The sequence below is a fragment of the Methylobacterium sp. SyP6R genome, from assembly GCF_019216885.1.
Lineage (GTDB): Bacteria > Pseudomonadota > Alphaproteobacteria > Rhizobiales > Beijerinckiaceae > Methylobacterium.
In genome coordinates, this window is record NZ_JAAQRC020000001.1 from 6,075,883 (window position 1) to 6,090,112 (window position 14,230).

The window sequence follows — 14,230 nt, forward strand, 5'->3', positions numbered from 1 at the left end:
GCTCTTTCTCGTCGTACAGGCGCGGGACCGGAGCCCCGCGCCGGGGTCTCAACTGGCGGAGTGACGCAGAACGGCCAGGGGGAGACGTGCGAAGAGTCGAGCCATCGACAGCCGCCCGCCCTCGGACCGGATCTCCTCGCCCGTCACCAGGTCGCGCCAGACGCTGCCCTCCGGCACCGGCAGCGACGTGCCGGCAAAGGCACCCGCGAGGCTCGGAAGCTCCGCGGCGGCGACGCGGCGCGGCACCGCCACCAGCAGGTCGCCGGCCTCCGCGCCCGCACTCGCGTCCTGGCGCAGGAAGGCGACGACGCGCTCCGCCCCCTCCCCTTCGGCCACGACCGGCGCGTAATCGGCCTCGGCGTAGAAGCTCGGGAATGCCGCGCGGTCGGCGAGCAGCCGGGCCAGGACCCGTTGCTTGATCCGCCCGTCCGGCCAGGACGCCAGCAGGTCGTCGAGCGCGACGTCCTGCCCGAGGGCCGCCTCGCGCCCGGCATAGTCGACCGGGCGGCGGTTGTCGGGATCGACGAAGGAGAAGTCCCAGAACTCCGTGCCCTGGTAGATGTCGGGCAGGCCCGGCAGGGTGCATTTCAGCGCCGACCGGGCGAGGCCCGTCACCATGCCGACCCGGGCCAGCCGCTCGGCGAAGGGCTTGAAGTCCCGCAGGAACTCCGAGCCCGGCGCCACCAGGGCGTCGAACAGCTTGGCGACGGCGCCCTCATAGGCCTCGTCGACGTTGACCCAGCTCGACCGGCGCTTGCCCTCGCGCATCGCCTTCTCGGCATAGGCGCCGAGCCGCTGGCGGAACTCCTCGACGGCCTTCGGGTCGGGGGAGTCGGTCAGCAGCTCCAGCGGCCAGGCGCCGAGGATGGCCTGCAGGAACATCCACTGGTCGTTGGCATCGGGCGCCGCCTCGCCCTCGACCTGCGAGAGGTGGGGCTTCGCCAGCTCGCCCCACAAAGCCCAGGCATCGGCCCATTCGTCCGGGACTTCTGACAAGGCCAGCAGCCGGGTCCGGGCATCCTCGCCGCGCTTGGTGTCGTGGGTGGCCGTGGTGATCATCGCGTTCGGCCAGTCGCGGGCACGGGCGGCCTGGAGCGCGTGGAAATGCTCCGCCGTGACCCCGTACTCCCCCGGATCGCCCCCGACTTCGTTGAGCGCCAGCAGCTCGACGAAGCGGTAGAACAGGGTGTCCTCCAGGCTTTTCGCCATGACCGGGCCGGTGAGCTGCTGGAAGCGGCGGCGGAAACGGCGCACCACCTCCGGGTCGGGCCGGCCCGCCCCTTCGGTGTCGAGCCGCCCGAGCAGCACGGCTTGCGCGAAGTCGTGCACCGAGCGATCGGGCAGGCTGGACCGGCGCTTGGCCTTGCGCACCGTGTCGCCGATGAGCTTCAGGTCCTCCGGCTCGATCTCGTTCTCGTCGAGGTCCGAGCCCAGATAGCTGCGATAGACCGGGAAGCGGGCGATGATCTCGGACAAGGCCTGGCGCAGGGCATTGACCGAGAAGTCGCGGGTGCGCCGGTCGGCATCGGCCACCTGCTTCAAGTCCGAGGTCAGGACTTCCAGCTCGCTGGCGAAGCTGGTCTCCAGGATCTCGCCCTTCACGTTGCGCAGGAGCCAGGGATAGGGCTCGTCCATGCCGGTCGCCCCGGCATAGAGCCTGGCGACCGCCTCGCGCTTCCCCTGGTCGACGAACAGCCCGTCGATCTGGTTGAGCACGTCGTAGCCGGTGGTGCCGGCGATCGGCCAGGGCCGTAAGCGCTCGCCGGGCTCCAGGATCTTCTCCACCACGATGTAGAAGCCGGGCCCGAGCGCCGCCTGGAGCGCGCGGGTATATCCCGCCGGATCGGCCAGCCCGTCGATGTGGTCGATGCGCAACCCGTCGATCCGCCCCTCGCGGATCTGGCGGAACAGCATCGCGTGGGCGCCCTCGAAGACCCGTCTGTCCTCGACCTTGAGCCCGGCGAGCGAGTTCACGTCGAAGAAGCGGCGGTAGTTGATGTCGCTCGCCGCGACCCGCCAATGGGCGAGCCGGTAGGCCTGCGCCTCGAGGATGCGGTGGAGCGCCCCGAAGCTGTCGGGATGGCCCTTGAAGCCGTTGACCAGCGTCACCGCCCGGTCGATCGCCGCCTTCAGCCCGGGCGAGGCCGAGACCGCGTGGGCGAGGCGCCGCTTCAAGCCTTCCGCCTCCTCCGGGAAGGCGGCCATGCGCTCGGAATTGGTCTCGTCGCCCATCCGGCGCAGGCGCTCGGAGATCGACAGCACCTCCGCCGAGCCCTCGTCGCCGACTTCCGGCAGGGCCGCGAGCGCCCGGTCGAGGATGATCGGGTAGTTGAGCGGGTTGACCGGGAAGCGGTGCTCGAAGTGCCAGACGCTGAAGCCGCCCTCCTCCGGATCGAAGGCGAGCTTCAGGTCGCCCTTCTCCAGCGCCTCGCCGTAACGATCACCCAGGAACGGCACGACCAGCTTGTTGCGGGCCCCCAGCCGGCCCCAATCGATGTCGAAGGCGTCGGCCGCCGGCGACAGGGCGCCCCATTCGAGCACCGAGAGCCACCACGGATTGTCGGCGCCGCCGACGCCCATGTGGTTGGGCACGATGTCGAGCAGGAACTTCAGCCCGTGACCTTTCAGCGTGTCGCTGAAGCGGATGAAGGCCTCTTCCCCACCCAGTTCCGGGTTGATCTCGCGATGGTCGACGATGTCGTAGCCGTGCATCGAGCCGGGCCGCGCCTTGTGGATCGGCGAGGCGTAGACGTGGCTGATGCCGAGCTTGGCGAGATACGGGACGATCTTGGCCGCGTGGTCGAAGGTGAAGTCCTTGTGGAATTGCAGCCGGTAGGTCGCCCGCGGCGGCGGCGAGGCCAGCCGCGCGGCGCCCGAGCGCGGGCCCCGCTCCTCGGACGAGAGCGAGGCGGCGAGCTTGGCGAGCGGCCCGCCCGGCGCCGCGATCGCGTCGAGGTCGCGGTCGAGCTTGCGGCGCCAGTTCGGATAGCCCTCGGTGACGCCCGGCATGTTGGCCTGGCTCACCTCGCCCAGGATGTCCTCGTACTGCACCGCCGTCAGCACCGAGGGAGCGCGGGCGAGGAAGCGCACGGCCGCCTCGAAGGGCGGCTGGTCGGGGACATCCGCCGTCGGGACCAGGCCTTCCTGGTTCAGGGCTTCCGCGAGGCGCCGGCGCTCGTGCACCCGCTCCTCGCGCTCGGCGCCCGCCCGCTCGGCGTCGTAGAGGCCGAGCGACTGGCGCAGCTCGGTATCGACGCCGCGCCACCAGCCGACGAAGGTCGGCAGGTCGTGGGTGGTGATGGCGCAGAGCGCGTCGCGCGGATACTCGGCGGGTCGCTTGAACCGGCCGCCCTCGCCCCGCTCGAAGGACAGGATGCGGTAGCTCAGGATGCCGGCCTGCATCAGCGCGTCGGAGAATCCGGCGGGCGCCGTGCCGAGGTCCTCGGCGATGACGAGGCACTTCGCCCGGTGGCTCTCCAGGCGCAGGACCGCCAGCATCGCCTCGAACGGCATCGCCACGTAGGCACCGGCCTTCGCCCCCTGCCCGACCGGGATCAGGAACAGGCGGGTGAGCTGGAAGGCGTGGTCGATGCGGATCGCGCCGGCATGGCGCATGTTGGCCTGAACCAGCGCCCGGAAGGCCGCGAGGCCGTCGCGTTCCAGTTCCAGCGGGTCGAAGGGCGGCAGGCCCCAATCCTGGCCCTGCGGCGCCAGGATGTCCGGCGGCGCGCCGATCGACAGGCCGGCGGCGAAGCGCTCCGGATGCGACCAGATCTCCGAGCCGCCGCGATCGGCGCCGACTGCGAGGTCGCGGTAGAGGCCGAGGCGCATGCCCGAGGCGAGCGCCTGCGCGGAAGCCGCGGCGAGCTGCCGGTCGGCGAGGAATTGCAGCCAGGCGTGGTACGACACCCGCTCCTGGTGCTCGGCGGCGAAGGCGGAGACGTCCGGCGTGCCGTTGCGGCGATAGGCCTCCGGCCAGTCGCCGAGCCAGTTCGCGCCCATCTTCGAAAAATGCTCGGCCAGAGCCTCGAAGGTGGCATGGGCCTCCAGATTCTCAGCCCCTGCGGCGCGGAAGGCGAGGAACTCGGTGTCACGCCCGGCCCGGGCCGGCGAATCCTGCCACAGGGCCTCCAGCACCGGGCTCAAGACCTGCCAGATCCCGGCATGATCGACGAGGGAGGCGTCGCGCAGGCGGGCGATCTCCGAGGCGGACTCCGTCATCAGCCGCTCGGCCCGGCTGCCGGCGAGACCCGGCAGCGACCTCGGATCGATGAACAGGGTTTCCAGGAACAGCCGCGAGGACGGCGAGTAGGGCGAGACCTTCTGCCGGTCGGTCGAGAACAGGGCATGGACCGGGCTCAACCCTAAGAAGGCCGCGCCCCGGGCGCCGGCATCCGCCGCGGCCCTTCCGGCATCGGCGTAAGTGCCGATGCCGAGATTGGTGTCGGAGCGCAGGCCGTAGAGCTGGGCGGCGAGGCCCCAGTCGCGGGCACCCTCGTCGCCGAGCGCCCGCGGACGCCAGCAGCGCTGGGGTGCTGCGATCACCGTCGCCTCGGCGCGCCGGTCGCCCAGGCTCACGGTGAGGCGGTGATAGCCGGGGGTGAGCGGCGGCAGCTCGATCGCGGCGGTCTCAGGGTTCAAGGCCACGCGCCCGTCGCGGGCGGTGCCGCGCTCGTCGACGATGCGCCAGCTCAGCGTGCCGGAGCTCGCCTCCGCCCGCACCTTTACCCGCACGGCGCGGCGGGCCTCGACCGGGACCAGCGGCGGCACCAAGCCCTGGCGCAACGAGCGGATCCGCGCGAGGCTTGCCCGCGCCTCGTCCTCGGAGCCGGCCGGCAGGCCGAGGGCGGCGAGCAGCCCCTGGCGCACGGAAAGCGGGGTCTCGACGCGCTGGCCGAAGGCGTCGGTGTAGTCGGCAGCGATGCCCGCCTCATCGGCGAGCCGCGCGACGACATCCTCGGTCACGGCCATCTCAACGCACCTCTTTCACGAACACGCCCGACCAGGCGGGCAGGACCAGGGCGCCGTCCTCATTCTGCGAGACGGCAGGGGAGCGCCAGATGATGCGGCCGGGCAGCGGCCCCGGCTCGTACGCGTCGCCGCCGAACACCCCGACGAAGCGCAAGGAGCCCCCGGCGAAGGCCCAGGTGACGTCGATCACGTCGGGCCGCGGCAGGGTGTAACGGCCGCCCTGCCAGGGGGTCTTCAACAGCGGCACCACCTCGCGCTGGCGCAGGTGAAGCAGCGCGGTGGTGTCGGCCAGGACCTCGCGATGCGGCGAAGCCTCGCGCTCGGCCCAGTCGAGCGTCGAGCGCCGGAACGTCTCGGCGGCGGTGGGGTCGGGAATCGTCTTCGCCTTCTCCTCGTCGGCGAAGGCGGCGAAGCTCTTGAACTCGCGCCGCCTTCCGTCGCGCACCGCCTTGTTCAGCTCCTCGTCGGGGGCGAAATCGACGAAGAACAGGAACGGCGTCGAGGCCGACCATTCCTCGCCCATCCACAGCATCGGGATCTGCGGGCTGAGCAGCAGCCCGGCGCGGGCGAGCGCCAGCTTGCCCGGATCGGCGAGGTGGCTCAGCCGCTCGCCGAGCGCCCGGTTGCCGACCTGATCGTGATTCTGCAGGAAGGTGACGAAAGCCGACGGCGGCAGGTGGCCGGAGCGCTCGCCGCGGGGATGGTTGTCGAGGGTCTTGAACGGCTCGCCCTGGTAGGCGAAGCCCTCCGCCAGGCTGCGGGCGAGATGCGCCGCCGGCTTGTCGGAAAAGCTCTCGTAATAGCCGGATTCCTCGCCCGTCAGCAGGATGTGCCAGCCGTGATGGGTGTCGTCGGCCCATTGCGCGCTGTGCAGGACCGGCTGGCCCGCGTGATCGCGCTCCAGCCAGCGGGCCTGGTTGGCCTCGTTCTCCAGCATCAGGTGGATCGGGCGATCGGGATATGCCGCGCGGATCCGCTCGGCCAGTTCGGCGAGGAAGTGCTTGTCGGAATCGTCCTGGATGGCGTGGACGGCGTCGAAGCGCAGGCCGTCGAAGTGGAATTCCTCCAGCCAGTACAGCGAATTGTGGACGAAGTAGTCCCGCACCACCTGGCCGGACGTCTTGCCGTCGAAGTTGATGCCGGCGCCCCACGGGGTCGGGTGGCGCTCGGTGAAGAACGTCTCGGCATAGGCGTGGAGGTAATTCCCGGCCGGGCCGAAATGGTTGTAGACGACGTCGAGGAAGACCATCAGGCCGAGGGAATGCGCCCGGTCGACGAGGCGGCGCAGGTCGTCCGGGGTGCCGTAGGCCGAATCCGGCGCGTAGGGCAGCACGCCGTCATAGCCCCAGTTGCGGGTGCCCTTGAAATCGGCGAGCGGCAGCAGCTCGATCGCCGTGACGCCGAGGTCGCGCAGGGATTCCAGCTTCTCAGCGAGCGCCGCATAGGTGCCCGCCGGCGTCGCGGTGCCGACATGGCACTCGTAGATCACCGTCTCCTCGAACGGACGCCCGGCCCAATCCCGATCGGTCCACGGGAAGGCGGCGGGGTCGATGACCTCGGATAACCCCGACACGTCCTCCGGCTGGAAGCGCGAGGCGGGATCGGGCACCACGAGGTCGCCGTCGATCCGGTAGCCGTAGCGGGCCCCGGCCCGCAGTCCCGGCACCGTCAGACGGCGCCAGCCTTCGCCCTGATCGTCCAGCGGATGCTCCTGCCCGTCGAGCACCAGGGCGACGCTCTTGGCGGTCGGCGCCCAGAGGGCGAAGCGCACCCCCTCCGGTCCGATCTCCGCACCGAATGGCATGCTGTGGGTGCGCCGCATCGGGCCACCATCCTTCGAAAGCAAGAGTGTGCGAACGGCGTGGGGCGCCGCTCAGGAAATTCGGTGGTTGGGAGCAGGTTCCGCAGGATCGTCCCGCATTGCGGCGACCGCGCTGCAATGCGGGAGCTAAGGCGGCCCGCGCCGTCGGCAATGTCCGGAACGACACCAGCCGGGAACGGCCGCGCGGGATCGCCTCGTAGCGTTAAGACGCCTCAGAACGCCCAGGCGAGGGTCGCCGCGAAGGCCACCGCGACGGCTGCGCCGGTCGCCGTCATCGCCATACGCCCGATCCCGGCCGCCGCCGCGGCGACGCCCTCCTCGGCGAAGCCGAAGGCCTGGCCGGCGGCCTGCTCGGCGCGGGCGAGGGAGAGATGACGGGCGTGGCGGTTGACGGCTTTCATCGTCGGAACGCTCCTGCGGCGCGCGATCCCGTCCGGCGTCGGGGGCGGCCGTCCGGTCAACGGGCGGTGACGGCCGAGGTTCCGCGGGGTATCGCGCGCGTCACCGAGCTTTAAGGGAATTTGTTTACGTCTCGGTGACTCTGGTACGGGTTCTGCTGCGCGGCGATTCCGCGCCGCCCGACCATGCCCGTTCGTCACACCCCGACGCTGCTCAAAGGCCCTTTTTGTTCCGCGTTTGTTCCGGTATAGGGAAAGGATGACCTCGAATGCTGCCAGAGCCCTTCCCCCACCGCGAGGCCGTCGCGTGAGCGAGGCCGCACGAGACCTGTTCGGCGCGGGCGGCAAGCCGCCCGGGACGCCGCCAGAGCCGAAGCCGCCGGCGGATCCGCTGAAGGCGGAGGCGGTGAAGCGCCCGAAGCCCGTCGCCGTGTCCGCGCCCGTGGACGCGGCGGAGGCCGGCTACGACGCCTCGGCGATCGAGGTGCTGGAGGGGCTGGAGCCGGTGCGGCGCCGGCCCGGCATGTATATCGGCGGCACCGACGAGAAGGCGCTCCACCACCTCTTCGCCGAGGTGATCGACAACTCGATGGACGAGGCGGTGGCGGGCCATGCCAGCTTCATCGAGGTCGAACTGGAGGAGAGCGGCTGCCTCGTCGTGACCGATAACGGCCGCGGCATCCCGATCGACCCGCATCCGAAATTCCCCGGCAAGTCGGCGCTCGAGGTCATTATGACCACGCTGCATGCCGGGGGTAAGTTCGATTCGAAGGTCTACGAGACCTCCGGCGGCCTGCACGGCGTCGGCATCTCGGTGGTGAACGCCCTCTCGGACGTGCTCGAGGTCGAGGTCGCCCGCAACCAGACCCTCTACCGCCAGACCTTCTCCCGCGGCCACGCGCAGGGGCCGATCGAGACGATCGGGCGGGTGCAGAACCGGCGCGGCACGAAGGTGCGCTTCCATCCCGATGCCGAGATCTTCGGCGAGCACAGGTTCGATCCGCGCCGCCTGTTCAAGATGGCGCGCTCGAAGGCCTACCTGTTCGGCGGCGTCGAGATCCGCTGGCGCTGCGCGCCCGCCCTGCTGGAGGGCGTCGAGAACGTCCCGGCGGAGGCCGTGCACCGCTTCCCGGCCGGTCTCAAGGACTATCTCGCCCGCGAGATCGACGGCAAGGAGCTGGTCGCCGACGGGGTCTTTGCCGGCAAGATCACCAAGCCGGGCAGCCACGGCTCGCTCGAATGGGCGATGGCGTGGCTGTCGAACGACGACGGCTTCTCGTCCTCCTACTGCAACACCATCCCGACGCCGGAGGGCGGCACCCACGAGAGCGGGATGCGGGTGGCCCTGCTGCGGGGCTTGCGCGACCACGCCGAGCGGGTCGGCCAGGTCAAGCGGATGGCCTCGGTCACCGCCGACGACGTGATGCTGACCTGCGCGGCGATGCTGTCGGTCTTCATCCGCGAGCCGGAGTTCCAGGGCCAGACCAAGGACAAGCTCGCGACGCTGGAGGCCTCCCGCATCGTCGAGGCGGCGATCCGCGACGCCTTCGACCACTGGCTCGCCGCTTCCCCGGCCCAGGCCAACAAGCTCCTCGACTGGGTGATCGACCGGGCCGAGGAGCGCCTGCGCCGGCGCCAGGAGAAGGAGGTCGCCCGCAAGACCGCGACCCGCAAGCTTCGCCTGCCCGGCAAGCTCGCCGATTGCTCGAAGGCCGGGGCCGCGGGCTCCGAGATCTTCATCGTCGAGGGCGATTCGGCCGGCGGCTCGGCCAAGCAGGCGCGCGACCGCGCCACCCAGGCGATCCTGCCCTTGCGCGGCAAGATCCTCAACGTCGCCTCGGCGAGCCGGGACAAGCTCGGGGCGAACCAGCTCCTCTCCGACCTGATCCTGGCGCTGGGCTGCGGCATCGGCAAGCAGTACCGGCACGACGACCTTCGCTACGAGAAGGTCATCATCATGACCGATGCCGACGTCGACGGCGCCCACATCGCCTCGCTGCTCATCACCTTCTTCTACCGGCAGATGCCGGAGCTGATCGAGCAGGGGCACCTCTACCTCGCCGTCCCGCCCCTCTACCGGCTGACGCAAGGGGCCAAGAGCGCCTATGCCCGGGACGACCGGCACAAAGAGCAGCTGCTCAAGACCACCTTCAAGTCGGGCAAGGTCGAGATCGGGCGCTTCAAGGGCCTCGGCGAGATGATGCCCGGCCAGCTCAAGGAGACCACGATGGATCCGAAGAAGCGCACGCTCCTGCGGGTCGAGGTGGTGGAAGAGGCGAAGGTCGCGACCGGCGACACGGTCGAGCGGCTGATGGGCAACAAGCCCGAGGCCCGCTTCGCCTTCATCTCCGAGCGGGCTGTCTTCGCCGACGAGATCGAGCTCGACATCTGAAACGGGCCCCCGGGGGACGGCACCGCCCTCCCCCGGACCACGCCGCGAAAACGGCCCGGCCGCTCACGCGACCGGGCCGTTTTTGCCTGGGACAGCCGGCACTGCCGATGCGACGCCGCCAGAACGCGAAAAGCCCGGCCATGAGGCCGGGCTCCGCTCCGTCGACCTGACGGAAAGCGACGACTAGAAGCCGTTGAACTTGTAGTTCAGGCCGGCGCGGACGACCGCGAACTCGGTCTCGCGACGGACCGGGCCGGCGTTCACGACGACCACGCCCGGCGAGCCGAGGCCGACCACGTTGCCGGCGTTGTTCACGGCGAAGGCGCCGTTGTTGCGGTTGCCCTGATCCAGGTTCACGTACAGGCCTTCGACCTTGAGGGTCACGGCCGACGAACGGAAGAAGTTCAGGAACGAGTCGGTCGGGATGGCGTACTCGACGCCGCCGCCGACGACCCAGCCGGTCTGGAACTCGTCACGCGAGCTGTTCGGCAGACCGAAGTCGCGGCCGCCGCCCGAACCGTAGGCGAAACCGCCGGTGGCGTACACGAGGGTGCGGTCCCAGGCGTAGCCGAGGCGGCCACGGACGGTGCCGAAGTAGTCGAGGCCGGCGACGCCGTTCGGGTTGAACACCTGCTGGGCGGCGATCGGGCCGGTGGCGGCGAAGCGGTTCCGGTCACGGCCGAAATCGACGTACTGGGCGTCGGCCTCGACGCCGACCACGATGCCCGAGCCCGGGGTGAACTGGTAGTTGTAGCCGACCTGGCCGCCGCCGACGAAGCCGTCGGTCGAGCGCTGGCCCGGGAAGGCGATCACGGTCGGGGTGGCTACGAGGCCGGTGGCCGGGCCGACGCCGACGACGGTGGAGCCGCGGTTGTCATTGGTGCCGAAGCCGTAACCGGCGTTGAAACCGGCGTAGAAGCCCGTCCAGGTGAACACCGGCACCGGCGTGAAGACCGGCGGCGGGGCCGCGCGGCGCGGCAGGTCGGCGGCCGAAGCAGCCGCGGACAGGCCGACGAGGGCCACGGAGGCGAGGAGGATCTTCTTCATTGTCTTACTGGTCCTGATTGGCGAGAGCCGGCGCGCTTCTATCCCCGGTCGGTCACCCGGTCTGTCGCATTCCTGCAACGAGGACAGGGTTTACCCGCCCACCCGTCAACGAACCGTGAATCGGGAGCGAGCGCCGATCCAAAAAATCGAGCGAGTACGGTCACTTAGCATTAACCATGATGCTCCAGGGTTTCCCCGTGGACTTCCCCTGAGGAATCGCAATGGACGCGTTCGGGCGCGAGACCGCGCCGCCTTCCCTGCTCCGCCGCACCTGGCGGATCGCCCTGTTCGCCGTGGCGGGCTCGCTGGCGGCGACTCACTTCCTCGCATCGCGCAGCGGCACGCCGTCCGGCTCCGGCGGGCAGGCGGTCGCGTCGTTGCGCGGCCTCGTCGAGCCCGAGACCACCGGGTCGATCGCCGGCCAATCGATCGCCGGCCAAGCGGAGCGGACACGGCTCGACCCGTGCAGCGTGCCCGCGCGCCCGTGACGCTTGCGCTCTCGTCGGGTCCCGGCGCCCGTGGGATGCCCGAACGGCGTCGGGACACGGCATCGGCAGCGGCCCGGCCCACCGAACAAATCCCGGTCAGCCCTTGACAAACGTCCTCGCATCGGGCGTGTCCTGCGGGCGGTCGCGTGCAGGCGCGACAGAGCAATGGCGTGAACGTCCCGCCTCGGCGTCTCCGGCGCGGGACTGGCTGCGAAACGACTTTGCATCCCGGCCGTTGCCGCGACGGTGTCTTCCGCGCCGGCCCGATCCGCCCGCGCGCAACGGTTCTCTTCAGGATGTCATTCGCCGAACTGGGTTTAAGCGAGAAGGTCCAGCAGGCCGTCGAGGCTGCGGGCTACACCACGCCGACCCCGATCCAAGCCCAAGCCATTCCGCACGTCCTCGCGCGGCGCGACGTCCTGGGCGTCGCCCAGACCGGCACCGGCAAGACGGCGGCGTTCACGCTGCCGATGCTCACCATGCTCGAGCAGGGCCGGGCCCGGGCGCGGATGCCGCGCACGCTGGTCCTCGAGCCGACGCGCGAGCTCGCCGCGCAGGTGGTCGAGAATTTCGAGCGCTACGGCACCAACCACAAGCTCAACGTCGCGCTCCTGATCGGCGGCGTCTCGTTCGCCGACCAGGACCTCAAGATCACCCGCGGCGTCGACGTGCTGATCGCGACCCCCGGACGGCTCCTCGATCATTTCGAGCGCGGCAAGCTGCTGCTCACCGGCGTCGAGCTCCTGGTGATCGACGAGGCCGACCGGATGCTCGACATGGGGTTCATCCCCGACATCGAGCGCATCGTGAAGATGGTGCCGTTCACGCGCCAGACCTTGTTCTTCTCCGCGACGATGCCGCCGGAGATCCAGCGCCTCGCCGACGACTTCCTGCACAATCCCGTCCGCATCGAAGTGGCGCGCCCGGCCTCGACCGCCACCACCATCACCCAGCGGCTGGTCGCGACGGGAGCGGAAGGGCACCTGAAGCGCAAGACCTTGCGCAAGCTGATCCGCGCGGCGGACGAGCTCAATAACGGCATCATCTTCTGCAACCGCAAGCGCGACGTTGCGCAACTGCAGAAGTCGCTGTCGAACCACGGCTTCAACGTCGCGGCCCTGCACGGCGACATGGACCAGCGCGCCCGCATGGCGGCGCTCGACGCGTTCCGCTCGGGCGAGGTGCCGCTGCTCGTCGCCAGCGACGTGGCCGCCCGCGGCCTCGACATCCCGGCGGTGAGCCACGTCTTCAACTTCGACGTGCCGCACCACGCCGAGGATTACGTGCACCGGATCGGCCGCACCGGCCGGGCCGGCCGCTCCGGCGCCGCCTTCACCCTGGTGGGCCGCGGCGACGAGAAGTCGGTCGCGGCGATCGAGACGCTGATCGGCCAGCCGATCCCCTGGGCGGAGGGCGACCTCGCCAGCCTGCCCGACGACGAGGCCGCCGAGCCGGAGCGCCGCGGCCGGGGCGGTCGCGGCCGCCGCGACGAGGGACGGGCCGAGGGCCGGCGCGACGGATCCGGCCGGCCGGAATCCCGCAGCGACGAGGGCGGGCGCCGGGACGAGACACGCCGGCGCCGTTCCCGCGGCAACCGCCAAGAGGGCACCCAGCAAGAGGGCACCCAGCAAGAGGGTCGCCGGCACGAGGAGGCCGGGGCACCCGCGGCTCCGCGCCGCAACGGCCAGGCACCGCGGCCGACGACGCCGGAGCGCCGCGTGCCGGACGAGCGCCGTCACGCGGACGAGCGTCCCGCCGGCCGGCGCAACGACCGTGGCCGCCACCGCGACGACGACGCGATGCCGGAGGCTGAGATCGGCATGGGCGCTCACGTCCCTGCCTTCCTGCTACGGCCGGTTGTACTGAAGAAGCGGACAGAGGGCGAGTAGACCCCGGTTTTCTCGCTTGTAAGGCCATAATTTCTCCGCGCCTTAACTGCTTCTCCACCGACAGCCCGTAGAGGTCATGGAGAGGCGCCGGCACGAAGCCGTCGTCCAGCGCGGAGACGTTCGATGTCTGACCTGAGCAGCGCCGACCTCGATCGGAGCTTCTTGTTCGGTCAGCGGGCCATGGAGCTGATGAAGGCGTACCGCTCATCGGCGACACCGCGCAGCTATGCGGTCTGGTACACCTACGTCGCCGGCCTGAACTCCCAGCTCATCGAGGCGGTGAAGCGGCTCACCGCCGAGCACGGCACCCTGGCCGACGCCCATATCGACCAGCTCTTCGAGACCTATCTCGACGGCCGCAAGCTCTCGATCGAGACCGAGCGGGCGAGCACCGGGGTGCTGGCCGAGATCGAGCAGATCATGGAGATGCTCGACGCCGCCCTGGGCTCCACCGCGCGCTACGGCGCATCGCTGCAGGCCTTCACCCAGGATCTCGCCGCACCGGCGGTGAACCGTGCCCGGGTACGGGAGATCGTGTCCTCCCTCGTCGTCACCACCCGGGACGTGGCCGCCAACAACCGCACCCTCGAGGCGCGGATGCGAGAGAGCCGCAACGAGATCGAGACCCTGCGCGAGACCCTGGAGGCGGTGCGCGTCGAGTCGCTGACCGACCCGCTCACCGGCATCGGCAACCGCAAGCATTTCGAGGAGATGCTGCACAAGGCCGTCGACCACGCCGCGGTGCAGGGCCAGCCGGTCTGCCTCGTCGTGCTCGACATCGACCACTTCAAGCGCTTCAACGACCTCTACGGCCACCTCACCGGCGACCAGGTGCTGCGGCTGGTGGCGATGACCATGCGCGAGAGCGTCGAGCCGCGCACCACCATCGCGCGGTTCGGGGGCGAGGAATTCGGCATCATCCTGCCGGGCAGCGACCGGGAGGAGGCACGGGCGGTGGCCGAGAAGGTCCGCACCAGCGTGATGGGCCGCGAACTGGTCAAGCGCTCAACCGGCGAGAGCCTGGGGCGGATCACCATCTCGGTCGGCCTCGCCTCCTACCGCCGCGGCGACACCGCGGTGTCGCTCCTGGAGCGCGCCGACCACTGCATGTTCACCGCCAAGCGGGCGGGCCGCAACCAGGTGATCGACGACAGCGTGTCGCCCGAGACGATGGACGACGTCGCCTGACCCCCAGCCCGAAGCCTTCGGAGCGATTTCTCGGC

General features: G+C 70.4%; 8 protein-coding genes. 4 read left to right on the forward strand and 4 right to left on the reverse strand.

Annotation, left to right across the window (positions count from 1 at the left end):
* Nucleotides 1-48 precede the first annotated feature (48 nt).
* The 3 genes from HBB12_RS27890 to HBB12_RS27900 all read right to left on the reverse strand — a co-directional run bounded on the left by HBB12_RS27890 (nt 49) and on the right by HBB12_RS27900 (nt 7,194).
* A complete protein-coding gene (locus HBB12_RS27890; protein WP_236992342.1) occupies nt 49-4,971 on the reverse strand; it encodes a malto-oligosyltrehalose synthase in 4,923 nt (1,640 codons plus the stop codon).
* A 1-nt stretch (nt 4,972) separates the two neighbouring features.
* Entirely contained in the window at nt 4,973-6,793 is a 1,821-nt protein-coding gene (gene treZ, locus HBB12_RS27895; RefSeq protein ID WP_236992343.1) for a malto-oligosyltrehalose trehalohydrolase, read from the reverse strand.
* A 212-nt stretch (nt 6,794-7,005) separates the two neighbouring features.
* Entirely contained in the window at nt 7,006-7,194 is a 189-nt protein-coding gene (locus HBB12_RS27900; protein WP_236992344.1) for a hypothetical protein, read from the reverse strand.
* A gap of 304 nt (nt 7,195-7,498) precedes the next feature.
* Here HBB12_RS27900 and parE point away from each other — a divergent pair, with 304 nt between their 5' ends.
* A complete protein-coding gene (gene parE, locus HBB12_RS27905) occupies nt 7,499-9,583 on the forward strand; it encodes a DNA topoisomerase IV subunit B (protein ID WP_236992345.1) in 2,085 nt (694 codons plus the stop codon).
* Between the two features lie 183 nt (nt 9,584-9,766).
* Here the strand turns inward: parE and HBB12_RS27910 are convergent, their stop codons facing one another.
* A complete protein-coding gene (locus tag HBB12_RS27910; protein WP_236992346.1) occupies nt 9,767-10,630 on the reverse strand; it encodes an outer membrane protein in 864 nt (287 codons plus the stop codon).
* 221 nt (nt 10,631-10,851) lie between these two features.
* On the opposite strand from HBB12_RS27910, the gene HBB12_RS27915 reads away from it, so the two are divergent.
* The 3 genes from HBB12_RS27915 to HBB12_RS27925 all read left to right on the forward strand — a co-directional run bounded on the left by HBB12_RS27915 (nt 10,852) and on the right by HBB12_RS27925 (nt 14,195).
* Nucleotides 10,852-11,118 (forward strand): hypothetical protein, encoded by a 267-nt coding sequence (locus HBB12_RS27915; RefSeq protein WP_236992347.1) that lies wholly within the window; start codon nt 10,852-10,854, stop codon nt 11,116-11,118.
* A 296-nt stretch (nt 11,119-11,414) separates the two neighbouring features.
* On the forward strand, nt 11,415-13,007 hold the full coding sequence (locus tag HBB12_RS27920) for a DEAD/DEAH box helicase (RefSeq protein ID WP_236992348.1): 1,593 nt from the start codon (nt 11,415-11,417) through the stop codon (nt 13,005-13,007).
* A 123-nt stretch (nt 13,008-13,130) separates the two neighbouring features.
* Complete coding sequence (locus HBB12_RS27925) at nt 13,131-14,195, forward strand: GGDEF domain-containing protein (protein WP_236992349.1); 1,065 nt, start codon at nt 13,131-13,133, stop codon at nt 14,193-14,195.
* Nucleotides 14,196-14,230 lie beyond the last annotated feature (35 nt).

Excerpts from the sequence above, each read along its gene's own strand:
- HBB12_RS27890 (WP_236992342.1), bottom strand. The coding sequence starts at position 4,971 with ATGGCCGTGACCGAGGATGTCGTCGCGCGGCTCGCCGATGAGGCGGGC.
- treZ (WP_236992343.1), bottom strand. The coding sequence starts at position 6,793 with ATGCGGCGCACCCACAGCATGCCATTCGGTGCGGAGATCGGACCGGAG.
- HBB12_RS27900 (WP_236992344.1), bottom strand. The coding sequence starts at position 7,194 with ATGAAAGCCGTCAACCGCCACGCCCGTCATCTCTCCCTCGCCCGCGCC.
- HBB12_RS27910 (WP_236992346.1), bottom strand. The coding sequence starts at position 10,630 with ATGAAGAAGATCCTCCTCGCCTCCGTGGCCCTCGTCGGCCTGTCCGCG.
- HBB12_RS27915 (WP_236992347.1), top strand. The coding sequence starts at position 10,852 with ATGGACGCGTTCGGGCGCGAGACCGCGCCGCCTTCCCTGCTCCGCCGC.
- HBB12_RS27920 (WP_236992348.1), top strand. The coding sequence starts at position 11,415 with ATGTCATTCGCCGAACTGGGTTTAAGCGAGAAGGTCCAGCAGGCCGTC.
- HBB12_RS27925 (WP_236992349.1), top strand. The coding sequence starts at position 13,131 with ATGTCTGACCTGAGCAGCGCCGACCTCGATCGGAGCTTCTTGTTCGGT.